The sequence below is a fragment of the Rhizobium sp. P40RR-XXII genome, assembly GCF_012641405.1.
Taxonomy (GTDB): domain Bacteria; phylum Pseudomonadota; class Alphaproteobacteria; order Rhizobiales; family Rhizobiaceae; genus Rhizobium.
Genome location: NZ_JABAII010000001.1, coordinates 568,130 through 583,792, shown reverse-complemented (window position 1 = coordinate 583,792; position 15,663 = coordinate 568,130). Strand labels below are relative to the sequence as shown.

The 15,663-nt window shown below is 60.5% G+C and carries 13 protein-coding genes; 6 read left to right on the top strand and 7 right to left on the bottom strand.

All coding sequences use genetic code 11. From position 1 onward, the window contains the following. The first annotated feature begins 136 nt into the window (after positions 1-136). The 3 genes from HGP16_RS02830 (at position 137) to HGP16_RS02820 (ending at position 3,454) form a co-directional block, all read left to right on the top strand. Entirely contained in the window at positions 137-790 is a 654-nt protein-coding gene (locus HGP16_RS02830) for a TetR/AcrR family transcriptional regulator (RefSeq protein ID WP_168838490.1), read from the top strand. Further along, entirely contained in the window at positions 787-1,290 is a 504-nt protein-coding gene (locus HGP16_RS02825) for a DUF1772 domain-containing protein (protein ID WP_168838489.1), read from the top strand. Before HGP16_RS02830 ends, HGP16_RS02825 begins: the two co-directional genes overlap by 4 nt. Before the next feature lie 511 nt (positions 1,291-1,801). After that, the gene (locus HGP16_RS02820) at positions 1,802-3,454 is read left to right on the top strand and encodes a DEAD/DEAH box helicase (RefSeq protein WP_168838488.1); all 1,653 of its coding nucleotides are present in this window, start codon (positions 1,802-1,804) and stop codon (positions 3,452-3,454) included. A 210-nt stretch (positions 3,455-3,664) separates the two neighbouring features. Here the strand turns inward: HGP16_RS02820 and HGP16_RS33865 are convergent, their stop codons facing one another. Beyond that, positions 3,665-3,883 (bottom strand): DUF6500 family protein, encoded by a 219-nt coding sequence (locus HGP16_RS33865; protein ID WP_312862853.1) that lies wholly within the window; start codon positions 3,881-3,883, stop codon positions 3,665-3,667. Positions 3,884-3,921: 38 nt separating this feature from the next. Continuing rightward, on the bottom strand, positions 3,922-4,815 hold the full coding sequence (locus HGP16_RS02810) for a DMT family transporter (protein ID WP_168838486.1): 894 nt from the start codon (positions 4,813-4,815) through the stop codon (positions 3,922-3,924). Positions 4,816-5,213: 398 nt separating this feature from the next. Between HGP16_RS02810 and HGP16_RS02805 the strand changes: the two genes are divergently transcribed. The 3 genes from HGP16_RS02805 to HGP16_RS02795 are packed head-to-tail and all read left to right on the top strand — an operon-like array spanning position 5,214 to position 8,402. Beyond that, on the top strand, positions 5,214-6,623 hold the full coding sequence (locus HGP16_RS02805) for a circularly permuted type 2 ATP-grasp protein (protein ID WP_168838485.1): 1,410 nt from the start codon (positions 5,214-5,216) through the stop codon (positions 6,621-6,623). 6 nt (positions 6,624-6,629) lie between these two features. Further along, positions 6,630-7,571, top strand: a complete 942-nt coding sequence (locus tag HGP16_RS02800) for an alpha-E domain-containing protein (RefSeq protein WP_168838484.1) — start codon at positions 6,630-6,632, stop codon at positions 7,569-7,571. Positions 7,572-7,583: 12 nt separating this feature from the next. After that, positions 7,584-8,402: a transglutaminase family protein gene (locus HGP16_RS02795; protein WP_168838483.1), complete on the top strand. Its 819-nt coding sequence runs from the start codon at positions 7,584-7,586 to the stop codon at positions 8,400-8,402. Positions 8,403-8,467: 65 nt separating this feature from the next. Here HGP16_RS02795 and araD read toward each other — a convergent pair whose 3' ends face one another. The 5 genes from araD to mmsA all read right to left on the bottom strand — a co-directional run bounded on the left by araD (position 8,468) and on the right by mmsA (position 15,635). Next, complete coding sequence (gene araD, locus HGP16_RS02790; RefSeq protein WP_015340744.1) at positions 8,468-10,213, bottom strand: L-arabinonate dehydratase; 1,746 nt, start codon at positions 10,211-10,213, stop codon at positions 8,468-8,470. Positions 10,214-10,276: 63 nt separating this feature from the next. Then, a complete protein-coding gene (locus tag HGP16_RS02785; protein ID WP_168838482.1) occupies positions 10,277-11,710 on the bottom strand; it encodes an aldehyde dehydrogenase family protein in 1,434 nt (477 codons plus the stop codon). Positions 11,711-11,775: 65 nt separating this feature from the next. Next, the gene (gene araD1, locus HGP16_RS02780; RefSeq protein WP_168838481.1) at positions 11,776-12,774 is read right to left on the bottom strand and encodes an AraD1 family protein; all 999 of its coding nucleotides are present in this window, start codon (positions 12,772-12,774) and stop codon (positions 11,776-11,778) included. A 117-nt stretch (positions 12,775-12,891) separates the two neighbouring features. Beyond that, positions 12,892-14,100, bottom strand: a complete 1,209-nt coding sequence (gene mmsB, locus HGP16_RS02775) for a multiple monosaccharide ABC transporter permease (protein ID WP_149634652.1) — start codon at positions 14,098-14,100, stop codon at positions 12,892-12,894. Next, positions 14,097-15,635 carry a multiple monosaccharide ABC transporter ATP-binding protein gene (mmsA, locus tag HGP16_RS02770; protein WP_168838480.1) on the bottom strand — a complete coding sequence of 513 codons (1,539 nt, stop codon included), beginning with the start codon at positions 15,633-15,635 and terminating at the stop codon, positions 14,097-14,099. The genes mmsB and mmsA overlap by 4 nt, the downstream gene beginning before the upstream one ends. Positions 15,636-15,663: the final 28 nt, after the last annotated feature.

Genomic DNA, 15,663 nt, shown 5'->3' with positions numbered 1-15,663 from the left:
TCGGAATTACTGCTCGGGTTTTCGGATGGTCTGTAGGAGTTGCGCGACAGCCGCCGTTCCGCCGATCCTTCCTTCGACCATACCTCGTTGACAAAACCGTATATTTCTGTACGATTTTGTCAACGAGGTAGGTATAGTGGCTACACCCAAGCAGATCGCTCGGCGCGAACGGATAGAAGAAGCCGCTTATGCGGTGCTCAAGGAATCCGGGTACAAGGCCACGTCCCTGCTTGCGATCGCCCGGCGCGCATCGGTTTCCAATGAAACGCTCTACAACTGGTACGGCAACAAGCAGGCCCTGTTTCGATCGTTGATCGAATCCAACGCCAGAGAGGCCAAAGAGCTGCTGGCGGCCGCCCTTCAAGGGAAAAGCGATCCGCTCGATACGCTGGCCGCGCTCGGTCCCATCCTCCTGTCTCTCGTGACGGGCGACAAGGCCATTGTGCTAAATCGCGCGGCGGCCGGCGACGTCAGCGACACGAGGACGCTCGGCCCGGCGATCGCCCAATTCGGACGCGACGCCATAGCGCCTTTGCTTCGCGACCTACTGCAAGCCGCGAGCCGATCCGGCCTCATCGCCTGCGGCGACCCGACCGAGGCCGCCGACATCTATTTTCGCCTGCTGATCGGCGACCTTCAGGTTCGCCGCGTCATCTGCACCCTGGACGAGCTGCCGCGTTCGGAAATCGAGCGACGGGCGAGCGAGGCCATGGCCCTGTTCCTCCAGCTCCACGCGCCCGCCGACAGCGAACGTCCCCTGCCGTCCGCCGACAGGAAACCTTCGAGATGATTCCGGCTCTTTACGCGTTTTCCCTCCTGTCGCTGCTGTCGAGCGGCGCGATCTTCGGCTTCTTCTATGCGTGGATCTGTTCGACGATGTGGGGGCTCGATGCAGCCGATCCGGCGCTTGCGATCGGTGCGATGCAGGCCATGAACGCATCAGTGCGAAACACGGTGTTCGCGCCGGCGTTCTTCGCGACGCCCTTCGTCCTCATCGCGACCGCAATGTTCGCCTGGTTCTGCCGGTTGAAAGCCGCAAGCCTGATCTTCGCGATCGCCGGCCTGCTTTACCTGTCCGGCGGCGTGATCCTCACCATGACCGTAAACGTCCCGATGAACGAAGCGCTCGCTGCCGTCGTCATTCCGCAGGATGCAGCCGAGGCGCGACGCATCTGGGAAAACTATTCGGGGCCGTGGCAGTTCTGGAACACGGTCCGCACGATCGTCAGCGGCCTCACGCTGGCACTGACCGGCATCGCCATCTTTATATTGAACCCAAGGACGGCATGATCGTCTGTCGGGTAAATCCTAGAGAGATCGCCTCAAAACTCCAGTGAGAATTCCGGCGTATAGGCGGCTGTGGTATATTTTGGCATGGCCTATCTCTCTGAACAGACCGCTCGCAATTGCTAGTTCTGCCGGAAGCGGTTGACGATTACGTGGGGCTGGACAACCCGGTCCGCTTTATCGGTGCCGCCGGATTTCCGGCGGCATTTTCGGCCGCCTGTTGAAAAGCTTTTTGCCCATACCCCTTGACATTCGCGGCAATTAAGACCAAATCCGCGACAGCTTTCACCTTCCGGCCGCCGCGTGAGCGTGCCATGCGGGACAATTTGTACGCAGGAGAAGGACAAAAGCGCTTTTGTTAATGAGGCCGCGCCCAACGCTGCGGCCGGATGCGCTGGAAAGCTATTTCCAACTTACAAGTTCCCACTTCACGCGGGGTTCTTGACGCCAGAGACAGACCGGACCGCATGGTGCGACCCGGCCTATTTGCTTTGGCGCCCCGAAAGGTATTGAATTGACCGATTTTCACTCGCTTGGCCTCTCCAAGCAGATTGTCGATACGCTGTCGCAGAATAACTTCGCCATACCGACGCCGATTCAGGCGCAGGCGATCCCGCTCGTTCTTGAGGGCCGCGATCTCATCGGCCTCGCACAGACCGGCACCGGCAAGACGGCCGCCTTCGGCCTGCCGATCATCGAAATGCTGTTGAAGGACGCCAAGCGTCCGGACAACCGCACCGTCCGCACCTTGATTCTCGCCCCCACCCGCGAACTGGTCAACCAGATCGCCGACAACCTCAAGCTCTTCGTCCGCAAGACGGCGCTGAGGATCAATGTCGTGGTCGGCGGCGCTTCGATCAACAAGCAGCAGCTGCAGCTCGAGCGCGGCACCGACATTCTGGTTGCTACCCCCGGCCGCCTGCTTGATCTCATCAACCGCCGCGCCCTGTCGCTCGGCCAGGTCAGCTACCTCATCCTCGACGAAGCCGACCAGATGCTCGATCTCGGCTTCATCCACGATCTGCGCAAGATCTCGAAAATGGTCCCGGCCAAGCGCCAGACCATGCTGTTTTCAGCCACCATGCCGAAGGCGATCGCTGACCTCGCCGCCGACTATCTGACCAACCCGGTCAAGGTCGAAGTCTCGCCTCCGGGCAAAGCCGCCGACAAGGTGGAGCAGCATGTCCACTTCGTTTCCGGCCAGAACCATAAGACCGAGATCCTGAAAGAAACGATTTCCGCCAATCCGGATGGCCGCGCCATGGTCTTTCTGCGCACCAAGCATGGTGCCGAGAAGCTGATGAAGCATCTCGAACACGTCGGCTTTGCCGCCGCCTCCATCCACGGCAACAAGAGCCAGGGTCAGCGCGAGCGCGCCCTCAAGGGCTTCCGTGACGGCGAAATCCGCGTTCTCGTCGCGACAGACGTTGCCGCGCGCGGCATCGACATCCCCGGCGTTTCGCATGTCTACAATTACGACCTGCCGGAAGTGCCGGATGCCTATGTCCACCGTATCGGCCGCACCGCGCGCGCCGGTCGAGACGGCATTGCCATCGCCTTCTGCGCTCCGGACGAAATCCGCCTGCTGCGCGACATCGAGCGCCTGATGGGCATCGAGATTGCCGTTGCCAGCGGCGAGGCTCCGGCCGATCGCGGCCGTCCGGCCCGTGGCAACAACAACCGTGGCGGTGGTCAACCCCGTGGTGGTCAAGGCCAAGGTCGCGGTGGCGTAGGCCAGGGACGTGCCGAAGGCCGCCCTGCTCGCCCGGCCCGTCGCCCTCTTCGCGAAGGTGAAGCCGGCGAATCCCGCGCCCACAATGGCGAACGCCAGGAACGTCGTCCGCAGCGCGAAAACAATCGCAATGCCGACTTCCGTGGCCAGCGCCGCGACGAACGCACGCCGCGCCCGGAAGTGGACAATGATCTCGCTTCGACGTCCGATTTCCGTCCAGCCAAGAAGCCGCACCACAACGGCCCGGCAAACGCCAATGGCGCAGCCCACGAAGCCGGCGCCCATCGCGGTGGCCGTCATGCTCACGGCCGCCCCTCGGGTCGCCATGAAGACCGTGGCCAGAATGCTCAGGGCGAACAGCGCCACGACCGCGGCAACGGCGGCATGAAGCGCCGCGGTCCCGGCAACGGTGGTCAGCGTCGCGAACGCGCCTGATATAAAATCGGGATGGGGGCCGGTTTACCTGGCCCCCATCCCAAACTGAAATGTGGAATAATTATCGCCGCAAAAATCCGTCGCGAAACTCGACGTTATGTGATCGCTTTTAGCGGTAACAGCGCGTCAGCTTTTAAGAAAAAGTCGTTCCTCACAAAATTTTGCAGTTGTCGTCACCATTTCAGAGTTGCCTCAATTACCGACCACAGCCTACTTTCCGGATTGAATCATATCCCGAATTTTGACTGCTTTTTCGAAGTGATCCAAACAATGCGTTTTGATCCACCACTCGGTCGCTTCCATGAGCAGGGTAGGATCATCATTCCTGTTGGCGAAAAATGCATAGAACGACAGCCCGACGGCGTCTCCCTTCTTCTCGATCTTGTCATTGCAGACTGAGATCGCTTTCAACCTGAGACTTGGCCTCACGGGACTGATCCTCCTTTAACAATAGAAGTGCGCCGATATTATTCCGGCACCACATCCGCCGCGCGCCGGTTGGTGAGATAGACACCAATCACGACGATGACGGTGCCTATGATGATCGGCAGCGTCAACGGTTCGCCAAAGGCGATCGCCGCTTCGATGGCGACGGCTGGCGGCATCAGATAGATCAGCGATGCCGCGCGCGACACCTGCCCTCTCCGGATGAGATAGAGCAGCAGGCCGACGGCTCCCATCGACAGACCGAAGACCGACCAGAGCATTGCGAGAATGACCTCATGCGTGCCGTCGAAACGCAGACCTTCAAACAGGAAGGCAAGTGGCACGGTGACGATCAATGCGCCGACATATTGCAATGTTGCGATGGTGCGCAGATCGCCGGTCTGCAGGTGACGCTTCTGGTAGAGCGTGCCGTAAGTCACAGACACCATCGCGAGCAGATTGACCACCAGCGGCAGCGCAGACTGCCAGAGATTGGCCGTATCCGTCGTCAGGAGCTTCGGCGAAATCGCAATAGCAATGCCGAAGAAACCGAGCAGCAGGCCGACCTTCTGGATCGGCTGCAGCCGCTCGCTGACGAGGAACGGCGCGGCCATAGCGGTCATCAGCGGTTGCAGCGCCGCGATGACGCCGGAGATGCCGGCCGGCACGCCCTCGGCGATCGCCCACCAGAGACCGCCCAGATAGATGCCGTGCAGGAAAATACCGGAATAGATGGCCCGAAACACGCTGGACCAGTCGCGCGGCCAGCGGGCACCCGTGACCGAACAGACCAGCACGAAGGCAAGCGCCGACAGGCTGTAGCGGATCATCAGGAAGGTGAACGGGCCGGCATGCAGCGAGGCGTACTTGGCAACGATCCAGCCGGTGGACCAGAGAAAGACGAAAATCACCGGCGCGAGTTTATCGAGGGACATAGAAATCGGACCGATATGTTTGGCGCTTCGGAGCCGGAATCCTGGTCGAACTCGGAGTGTCGCGCGGAGAGGTTGAAGGCTGATAGCCGATGGCGGCGGAGCGGTCAAAATCGATCTGCTGAAAACAGCAATCAATTTTTCTTCACGTCCGGCGAGCCATCGCTCTGGTTTCAGGAACCTCAGTCACTACCCAGGCGTTCAGTCCGCAAAAGAAGCAGATGCTCAAATTTTGACCCGAGCGTTGCGGCGAAACCCGGCGAGTAACGGTCAGATTATTCTTAAATGCCTGTAACTCCGGCATTTTTCGACGTTGCGAAATTCGCAATGGCAACTGCGCATAGTTCTTGCATTGTAAAAACCATTGTATTCAAATGGGTGAAAACACGGGGACCGCACCTTTGGCATTTGATGAAATGATTACTGCGGATGAAAGTCCGCGCGCGCCTTACGAGAAATACTTCGAGTGGTACTCAGGCCAGGACAGGGGCCATCTCATTGCCAAATCCCGCGACGCGGAAACCATCTTCCGGAAGACGGGCATTACCTTCGCGGTCTACGGACACGCAGACTCCTCCGAAAAGCTCATCCCCTTCGACATCATCCCCCGCATCATATCCGGCCGTGAATGGCGCAAGCTTGCCCAGGGCATCGAACAGCGGGTCATCGCGCTCAATGCCTTCCTTCACGACATCTACCACAAGCAGGAAATCATCCGCGCCGGCCGTATCCCGCGCGAGCTGATCGAGAAGAACGACGCCTTCCTGCCTGAAATGATCGGCTTCCGCCCGCCAGGCGGCGTCTATACCCACATCGTCGGCACCGATATCGTCCGCACGGGCGAAGACCAGTTCTATGTGCTTGAGGACAATGCCCGCACGCCTTCCGGGGTCAGCTACATGCTGGAAAACCGCGAAACGATGATGCAGATGTTCCCCGAGCTGTTCCATCAGAACAAGGTGCAGCGCGTCGAAGACTATCCATTGCTGCTGCGCCAGAGCCTGGCGTCGCTCGCCCCTCCCGGCTGCAAGGGCAAGCCGCGCGTCGCGGTGCTGACGCCCGGAATCTACAACTCCGCCTATTACGAGCATTCTTTCCTCGCCGACATGATGGGCGTGGAGCTGGTCGAAGGTTCGGATCTGCGGGTCATCGACGGCAAGGTGAAGATGCGCACGACGCGAGGCTATGAGGCCATCGATGTGCTCTATCGCCGCGTCGACGACGATTTCCTTGATCCCCTCACCTTCCGCCCGGAATCCGCGCTCGGCATTCCCGGCATCATGGATGTCTACCGCGCTGGCAACATTACCATCGCCAATGCGCCCGGCACCGGCATTTCCGACGACAAGGCGATCTATTCCTACATGCCGGAGATCGTCGAATTCTATACCGGCCGCAAGCCGATCCTCGAAAACGTGCCGACCTGGCGCTGTTCGGAGCCGGACAGCCTGAAATATGTGCTCGACAACCTTGCCGATCTCGTCGTCAAGGAAGTCCATGGCTCCGGCGGCTACGGCATGCTTGTCGGACCGACGGCCACCAAAAAGGAACGGACGGCCTTTGCCGAAAAGCTCAAGAGCAAGCCGAACAACTACATCGCGCAGCCAACCCTTTCGCTGTCGACCGTGCCGATCCTGGTCAATAAGGGCATTGCGCCGCGGCATGTCGATCTGCGGCCCTACGTCCTCGTCTCCGACAAGGTACGGATCATCCCCGGCGGACTGACCCGCGTGGCGCTGAAGGAAGGCTCGTTGGTGGTCAACTCCAGCCAGGGCGGCGGCACCAAAGACACCTGGGTTCTGGAGGACTGAACGGACATGCTGGGAAGAACCGCAAATGGCCTCTACTGGATGTTCCGTTACATCGAGCGTGCCGAAAACATAGCCCGTCTGGTCGACGCCGGCCAGCGTATGTCGCTGACGCGCAGCGACGCCGTCGATGACGATTGGGACGGCGTCCTGCAAAGCGCAGGTGTGCGCGAAGCCTATAACGAAGTGCATGGCAAGCTGACCGGTGCCGACGCGATCGACTATCTGATGCGCGATCGCTCCAACCCGTCGAGTGTCATGTCCTGCATCGAATACGGCCGCAACAACGCCCGCATGGTGCGCACCGCGCTGACCCGCGACACCTGGGAAGCAACCAACGAATGCTGGATCGAGCTGAAGTCCATCCTCGGCAAGCGGCTGAAGACGGCCGAACTGCCCGAGATGATCGACGTCATCAAACAGCGTGCCGGATTGATCCGCGGCGCCTTTCACGGCTCGATGCTGCGCAACGAGCTTTATAACTTCGCCCGCATCGGCACCTTTATCGAACGTGCGGACAATACGGCCCGCATCCTTGACGTGAAATATTACGTCCTGCTGCCATCAGTCTCGCATGTCGGCTCCTCGCTCGACAACGCCCAATGGGAATCGATCCTGCGATCCGTTTCGGCGCACCGGGCCTATAAATGGGCCTACGACCCCGAATACAAGCCGGCCAACATTGCCGACTTCCTGATCTTGAACGGCCAGATGCCGCGTTCGCTCGCCTATTGCTACGACAAGATCGTCAGCAATATGAGCTACCTCAGCGCCGAATATGAAAAACGGCTGCCGGCCCACGACACGGCGGAAGCCATCCGCCAGTCACTGCAGCGCCTGACGATCAAGCGCATCATGGATCAGGGCCTGCATGAATTCCTCGAAGATTTCGTCGCGCACAGCAATAAACTCGGCGCCGAAATCTCCGACGGCTATCGGTTCTACGAGTAGGCGGGCGGTATCATGAGACTGACGATCAGCCATATTACGGAATATCGCTACGACGAGCCGGCGCAGTTTTCACTGCAGCGGCTGCGTCTGACCCCGCTGACAGGCATCGGGCAAACGGTCATCGACTGGAAGCTGACGGTTGAGGGCGCCAAACCCGAAGTGGAGTACGACGACCAGTTCGGCAATCGCATCACGCTCGTCTCGCTTGACGGCCAGCAGGACGCGACAAAAATCATCGCCTTGGGCGAAGTCGAAACACAAGATCTCAATGGGGTGCTAGGACAGCATCTCGGCTTTGCTCCGCTCTGGCTCTACTTGCGGGAATCGCCGCGCACCAAGGCCGGCAAGCTCACGAAGAATCTGCTGCGCGACGTTTCCGGCGACGACGAGCTTGCCAGGATGCATGTACTGATGAAGGCAATCCACGAGACCGTGGAATACAAGCCGGGCACCAGTGACACAGAGACAACGGCAGAACAGGCTCTGGAGGCGAAGAGCGGCGTTTGTCAGGACCATGCCCATATCTTCATCGCCGGCGCCCGCGCGCTGAATATCCCGGCGCGTTACGTCTCCGGCTACCTGATGATGGAGGGCAAGAACGAGCAAGCGGCCACGCATGCTTGGGCGGAGGCGCATATTCCCAGCCTCGGCTGGGTCGGCTTCGACCCGGCGAACGATGTCTGCCCCGACGCCCGCTACGTCCGCGTCGCAACCGGCCTCTGCTATCGTGACGCAGCCCCGGTCTCCGGCATGCGGGTCGGCACACCAGGCGAAACTCTTACGGTCAAGGTGACGGTGGCAAGCCAGGGGCAAAGTCAGAGCCAGAGTTAGCGGCTCACAGAAGAAAAAGGGCGGAGCTTTCGCCCCGCCCCCTTTCTTAATTCAAAACACAAATCTTAGTGACTGTCGCGATTGTTCGGGATTTCCGAGCCGCGCGGGCCGACGAGGAAGTCCAGGTCGGCGCCGGTGTCGGCCTGCATGACCGACTTTACATAGAGACCGCCATAACCGCCGGTGAGCGGCTTGACCGGGGAAACCCAGGCGGCGCGGCGCTTTGCCAGTTCCTCGTCCGAGACCTCGAGCTGGATGGTACGGGCGGGAACGTCGACCGCGATAATGTCACCGTTCTGGACCAGCGCCAGCGGGCCGCCATCGGCAGCTTCCGGAGCGGTGTGCAGGATGACGGTCCCGTAGGCCGTGCCGGACATGCGCGCATCCGAAATGCGGATCATGTCGGTAATGCCCTTCTTCAGCACCTTCGGCGGCAGGCCCATGTTGCCGACTTCTGCCATGCCCGGATAACCCTTCGGGCCGCAGTACTTCAGCACCATGACGCAGTTCTCGTCGATGTCGAGATCGTCGCGGTTGATGCGGGCGTGGTAGTCCTCGATGCTTTCGAAGACGACGGCGCGGCCCTTGTGCTGCATCAGATGCGGCGAAGCGGCCGACGGCTTCAGGACGGCGCCCTTGGGCGCGAGGTTGCCGCGCAGAACGGCAATGCCGCCCGACTGTGTCAGCGCCTTCTCTCTGGGAACGATGACGTCGTCGTTGTAGTTGACGACATCCTTGACGCCGGCCCAGATCGTATCGCCGGTGACGGTGATGGCGTCCTTGTGCAGCAGGCCCATCTCTCCCACAGCCTTGATGACGACGGGCAGGCCGCCGGCATAGTAGAACTCTTCCATCAGGTGCTTGCCCGACGGCTGCAGGTTGACGATCGTCGGCACTTCACGGCCCAAGCGATCCCAATCGTCCAGCGAGAGATCGACGCCGATACGGCCGGCAAGCGCCAGCAGGTGCAGCACCGCATTGGTCGAACCGCCAACGGCGCCATTGACACGGATAGCGTTCTCAAAGGCTTCCTTGGTCAGGATATCCGAAGGCTTCAGGTCTTCCTTGACCATGTCGACGATGCGGCGGCCTGACAGTTGCGAGATGACGCGGCGGCGGGCATCGACAGCCGGGATGGCCGCATTGCCTGGCAGCGTCATGCCGAGCGCTTCGGCCATCGACGCCATGGTCGAGGCCGTGCCCATGGTCATGCAGCTGCCGGCCGAGCGGGCCATGCCCTGCTCGGCATCCATGAACTCGTCCAGCGACATCTCGCCGGACTTCACCATTTCCGAGAACTGCCAGATCGCCGTGCCGGAACCGACATCCTTGCCGCGCCACTTGCCGTTCAGCATCGGACCGCCGGAAACGAGGATCACCGGGATGTCGACGGAGGCAGCACCCATCAGCAGGCTCGGCGTGGTCTTGTCGCAGCCGCCAAGCAGCACGACGCCATCGACCGGATTGCCACGGATCGCTTCTTCGACGTCCATGGCCGCCAGGTTGCGGAACATCATCGCCGTCGGGCGGAGCGTGCTTTCGCCGACGGAGAAGACCGGGAACTCCACGGGGAAACCGCCCGCTTCGTAAACACCACGCTTCACGCGCTCCGCAAGATCGCGCAAGTGCGCGTTGCAGGGCGTCAGCTCCGACCAGGTATTACAGATGCCGATGATCGGCCGGCCGTCGAAGGTGTCGGCCGGCAGGCCCTGGTTCTTCATCCAGGAGCGATGCATGATCGCATTCTTGCCGGTGCCGCCAAACCAGTCATAGGAGCGCAGCTTGCGCGGCCATTCAGCTTTCTTTTTCATTGTCTCAGTACCCTTTGCGTCGCCCAGGCCGCCTCGTCCGCGCCCAGGCTTTGGATTCGATCGTCAGGCGAGCGTGTAAGCGGTCTTGACGGTTGTGAAGAATTCGGCGGCATATTTGCCCTGCTCGCGCGAACCGAAGGACGAACCCTTGCGGCCGCCGAACGGCACGTGGAAGTCGACGCCCGCCGTTGGCAGGTTCACCATCACCATGCCCGCTTCGGCATTTCGCTTGAAATGCGTCGCATGCTTCAGGCTTGTCGTGGCAATGCCGGAGGACAATCCGAACGGCGTGTCGTTGGCCGTTGCCAGCGCCTCTTCGTAATCTTTCACCCGGATGACCGAGGCGACCGGCCCGAAGATCTCTTCGCGGCTGATGCGCATTTGGTTCGTCGCCTCGGTGAACAGCGTCGGCTGCAGGTAGAAGCCGGGCGTGTCGCGGTTGACGAGTTCGCCGCCGAAGGCAAGCTTGGCGCCTTCCTGCCTGCCGATCTCGATATAGTCGGTATCCGTCTTCAGCTGCTTGGCATCGACCACCGGGCCGATATGCGTGCCCGATTTCAGGGCATTATCGACGTTCAGCGTCTTCAGCTTCTCCGTCAGCGCCGCCACGAACCGGTCGTGAACGCCTTCGGTGACGATCAGCCGCGACGAGGCCGTGCAGCGCTGGCCGGTCGAGAAGAAGGCGGAATTGGCAGCCGCCTCGACGGCAACCGTCAGGTCGGCATCGTCAAGCACGACCATCGGGTTCTTGCCGCCCATTTCCAGCTGGTACTTGCGGCCATGCTCGACCGAAGACAGCGCCACGCGCTTGCCGGTACCGACCGAGCCAGTGAAGGTGATGCCGGACAGAACCGGGCTGTCGAGCATCGCCTGGCCGACGACCGAGCCCTTGCCCATGACAAGGTTCAGCACGCCCTTCGGCAGGCCGGCGCGGTGGAGGATATCGACGATTGCCCACGAGCAGCCGGGCACGAGATCGGCCGGCTTGAAGACGACGGTGTTGCCATAGCAGAGCGCCGGCGCGATCTTCCAGGCAGGAATGGCGATCGGGAAGTTCCAGGGGGTGATAACGCCGATGACGCCGAGCGGCTCGCGGGTGATCTCGACACCGATGTTCGGGCGCACGGAGGGCACCACCTCGCCTGCCAGGCGCAGCGCCTCGCCAGCGAAGAATTCGAAGATCTGCGCGGCGCGGATGGTCTCGCCGATCGCTTCCGGCAGCGTCTTGCCCTCTTCGCGAGCCAGCAGCGCGCCGAGCTCATCCTTGCGCGCCAGAATCTCCTCGCCGGCCTTCTTCAGGATCGTATGGCGTTCCAGAATGCCGGAGCGCGACCAGGCCGGGAACGCAGCCTTGGCAGCTGCGATCGCATCGGCAACATCCTGCGCATTCGCGCTGGCATAGAGGCCGACGACCTCGTTCGTGTCCGACGGGTTGATATTCTCGCTACCCGTCGTCCCGGTCCACTCGCCGGCGATCAAATTCTGATGAATGCTCATGGCGTCATGCCTTCCTGGATCGTATTGAAAATGCCCGGCCGAACCTTGCGGCCGGGCTCGACGAATTACAGCTGGCGAACAGCCACGTTTTCCTCGGCGTCAACCGCCAGCGGATTGCGCAGCGGCAGGCCGAATTCGGCAACCTCGATTTCAAAGACGTCACCGGCTTCCGGCTTGATACCTTCCGCAAACGAAAGCGTCGCCGTGCCGAACATGTGCACGTGCACATCGCCGGGAACGCGGAAGAGGCCGTACTTGAAGTGGTGATATTCAAGATTGGCAAAGGTATGCGACATGTTCGCTTCCCCGGAAAGGAAAGGCTTTTCGAAGATCACCTTGTCGCCGCGCTTGATGCGGGACGTTCCGCGGATATCCTCGGGCGCCGCACCAATACGGATCTCGGGGCCGAAGCTTGCCGGACGCAGCTTGGAATGGGCGAGGTAGAGATAGTTGATCCGCTCGGTGACGTGATCGGAAAACTCGTTCGAGAGCGCAAAGCCGATGCGAAACGGCGTGCCATCCTTGGCTATGACGTAGATGCCGGCCATCTCCGGCTCCTCGCCGCCGTCGAGCGCAAAGGAAGGCGACACCAGCGCGGCACCTGGGGCCGCGGCGCCATAGCCGTTGCCCTTGTAGAACCATTCGGGCTGAACGCCCTTCTCGCCCGCCTTCGGCTTACCGCCCTCGATGCCCATCTTGAACATCTTCATGGAGTCGGTCAGCGTCTCTTCAGCCGCTTCCGTCGTCTTCTTGTGCATGGAATCGCGCGTGGCGGCCGAGCCGAGATGCGTCAGGCCCGTGCCGGTCAGATGCAGATGGGCAGCATCTGGATGCGTGATCGGCGGCAGGAAGCGGCCTTCGGCATAGACCTTTTCGAGGTCGACCGTTTCGCCGAGACCATGTGCCTCGATGACCGACGCCAGCGATTTGCCGCTGTCGGCTGCTTCCATCGCAAGCTTATAGACGCTGCCGGCATTGACGACGGCCTTGGCAGCTTCGCCGGGTCCGTTGCGCACGACAACGACGATATCGCCGTTCGAACCCTTGATCTGCGAGATAAGCATGTCTTTCATCCTTTCCTAACAGACAGAGATCGGATGCAGTTTACCGTTCCGGCTCTCAGCGAGAGCCGGACTCTGTCATGGATTTGGTTTTAAAGTCTCGGCTGGTCGCTTAAGCGATCAGCCCTTGTTCTTGTTGTAGACGTCGATGAACACGGCGGCGAGCAGGACAGCGCCCTTGATCATCTTCTGCGAGTCCGTCTGGTATCCGAGGATCGACATGCCCTGGTTCAGCACGCCCATGATCAAGGCACCGATAACGGCACCCGTCACCTTGCCGACGCCGCCGGAGGCAGACGCGCCACCTATGAAGCAAGCCGCGATCACGTCGAGCTCAAGGCCGTCGCCGCCCTTGGCCGTTGCCGAATTCAGGCGCGTGGCGATGATGATGCCGGCGATGCTGGCAAGAATGCCCATGTTGATGAAGGTGTAGAACGTCAGGCGGCGGGTATCGATACCCGAAAGCTTCGTCGCCTTCTCATTGCCGCCCATGGCATAGATGCGGCGGCCGATCGTGGTGCGCTGGGTTGCGAAACCGTAGAGGGCGATCAACAGCAGCATGAGAACCAGAACGTTCGGCAGTCCTCTGTAGGAGGAGATCTGGTAGCCGATGAAAATGGTCGCTGCGGCGATCACCAGATTCTGGCCGATAAAGAAGCTGAAAGGCTCGACATCGATGCCATGCTTCTCGTTCACGCTGCGACCGCGCCACGCGAGGAGGAACATCACAATCGGGATGGCAATGGTCAGGAAGATCGATGTCGAATGGATGCCGCCCATATCGACGAAATCGGGAATGAAGCCGGTCGCGACGATCTGGAACGCCGGTGGGAAAGGACCGATGCTGCTGCCGTTGCCCGTGGTGTTGATGATCGTATAGGTCAGGCCGCGGAAGACCAGCATGCCGGAAAGCGTGACGATAAACGATGGGATGCGGTGGTAGGCGATGAAATATCCGTGCCAGGCGCCGACCGCGGCGCCCATCAGAAGACAAATGACCGTCGCAAGCGCCAGGTTCATATGCATCTGCACGACCAGCACGCCTGCAACCGCGCCGACGAAGCCGACAACGGAGCCCACGGAGAGATCGATATGGCCGGCCACGATGACCAGCAGCATGCCGAGCGCCATGATGACGATGAACGAATTCTGCAGCACGATGTTGGTCAGGTTCTGCGGCCTGAACAGAACGCCGTTGGTGAGATACTGGAACAGCAGCATGATGACGACGAGCGCGATCAACATGCCGTATTCGCGGATGTTGTTGCGGATGTGATCGCCGATGGAAACGACGTGGCTGCTTTCCGTGGCTGGGTTGGCCGAACTCATTGATGCTTCTCCCCTGAGCGCATGATAGCGCGCATGATACTCTCCTGGCTTGCCTCTGCCTTCGGCAGCTCGGCAACGATTCGACCCTCATTCATGACGTAGATGCGGTCGCAGGTACCGAGAAGCTCGGGCATTTCCGATGAGATCATCAGAACGCCCTTTCCGTCGGCGGCAAGCTGGTTGATGATGGAATAAATTTCGTATTTGGCGCCGACATCGATGCCGCGCGTCGGCTCGTCGAGGATCAGGACATCCGGATCCGAGAACAGCCACTTCGACAGCACCACCTTCTGCTGGTTGCCGCCGGACAGGTTGCCTGCCTCCTGGAAAACACCGGACGAACGGATGCGCAGCTTGGCGCGATAGTTCGTCGCCACCTGCAGCTCGCGTACGTCGTCGATGACCGTTGCCTTGGAGACGCCCATCAGGTTGGCAAGCGTCGTATTGTGCAGAATATTGTTCGTCAGAACGAGGCCGAGTTGCTTGCGGTCTTCCGTCACGTAGGCGAGACCGGCGTCGATCGCCCTGCGAACGGTGCTGGTATCGACCTGCTTGCCGTCGACGAAGACTTCACCGCTGATCTTGTGGCCGTAGGACTTGCCGAAGACGCTCATGGCGAATTCGGTGCGCCCCGCGCCCATCAGGCCGGCAATGCCGACCACTTCGCCCTTGCGCACATTGACGTTGATGTCGTGCAGGACCTGGCGGTCACGGTGCTGCTGATGGAACGCATTCCAGTTCTTGACTTCGAAGATCGTCTCGCCGATCGGCACCGAGCGCGGCGGATAGCGGTCGGCCAGCTCACGTCCGACCATGTTGCGAATGATGATGTCTTCGCTGATCTCTTCCTCGCGACAATTCAGTGCCTTCACCGTCATGCCGTCGCGCAATACCGTGATCTGATCGGCCACCTTGCGCACTTCGTTGAGCTTGTGCGTGATGATGATCGAGGTGATGCCCTGGTTGCGGAACTCCATGAGGAGATTGAGGAGAGCATCGGAATCGCTTTCGTTGAGCGATGCCGTCGGCTCGTCGAGAATGAGAAGCTTGACGCTCTTCGACAAGGCCTTGGCGATCTCGACGAGCTGCTGCTTGCCGACGCCGATGTCGGTCACGAGCGTATTCGGAGATTCCCTGAGACCGACCTTGGCAAGGAGTTGCTTGGTGCGGGTGAAGGTTTCCTGCCAATTGATCATCCCATTGGCGACGACCTCGTTGCCCAGGAAGATATTTTCGGCAATCGAAAGAAGCGGAACGAGCGCCAACTCCTGATGGATGATGATGATGCCGATTTCTTCGGAGTCCTTGATGGTCCTGAACTGGCGGACCGCGCCATCATAGTAGATGTCGCCGTCGTAGGTGCCGGCCGGGTAAACACCCGAGAGCACCTTCATGAGAGTGGACTTGCCGGCTCCATTTTCGCCGACCAAAGCATGAATCTCGCCCTGACGGACCTTTAAATTAACATTTTCCAGGGCGTTCACACCGGGGAACGACTTGGTAATGCTCCGCATTTCGAGGATGGTATTGTCCATTGTCCGTATCCAACGCCGCGACCGAGCA

Coding starts and splice junctions, on each gene's coding strand:
- HGP16_RS02825 (WP_168838489.1), top strand. CDS start 787: ATGATTCCGGCTCTTTACGCGTTTTCCCTCCTGTCGCTGCTGTCGAGC.
- HGP16_RS02810 (WP_168838486.1), bottom strand. CDS start 4,815: ATGTCCCTCGATAAACTCGCGCCGGTGATTTTCGTCTTTCTCTGGTCC.
- HGP16_RS02800 (WP_168838484.1), top strand. CDS start 6,630: ATGCTGGGAAGAACCGCAAATGGCCTCTACTGGATGTTCCGTTACATC.
- HGP16_RS02795 (WP_168838483.1), top strand. CDS start 7,584: ATGAGACTGACGATCAGCCATATTACGGAATATCGCTACGACGAGCCG.
- araD (WP_015340744.1), bottom strand. CDS start 10,213: ATGAAAAAGAAAGCTGAATGGCCGCGCAAGCTGCGCTCCTATGACTGG.
- HGP16_RS02785 (WP_168838482.1), bottom strand. CDS start 11,710: ATGAGCATTCATCAGAATTTGATCGCCGGCGAGTGGACCGGGACGACG.
- araD1 (WP_168838481.1), bottom strand. CDS start 12,774: ATGCTTATCTCGCAGATCAAGGGTTCGAACGGCGATATCGTCGTTGTC.
- mmsB (WP_149634652.1), bottom strand. CDS start 14,100: ATGAGTTCGGCCAACCCAGCCACGGAAAGCAGCCACGTCGTTTCCATC.
- mmsA (WP_168838480.1), bottom strand. CDS start 15,635: ATGGACAATACCATCCTCGAAATGCGGAGCATTACCAAGTCGTTCCCC.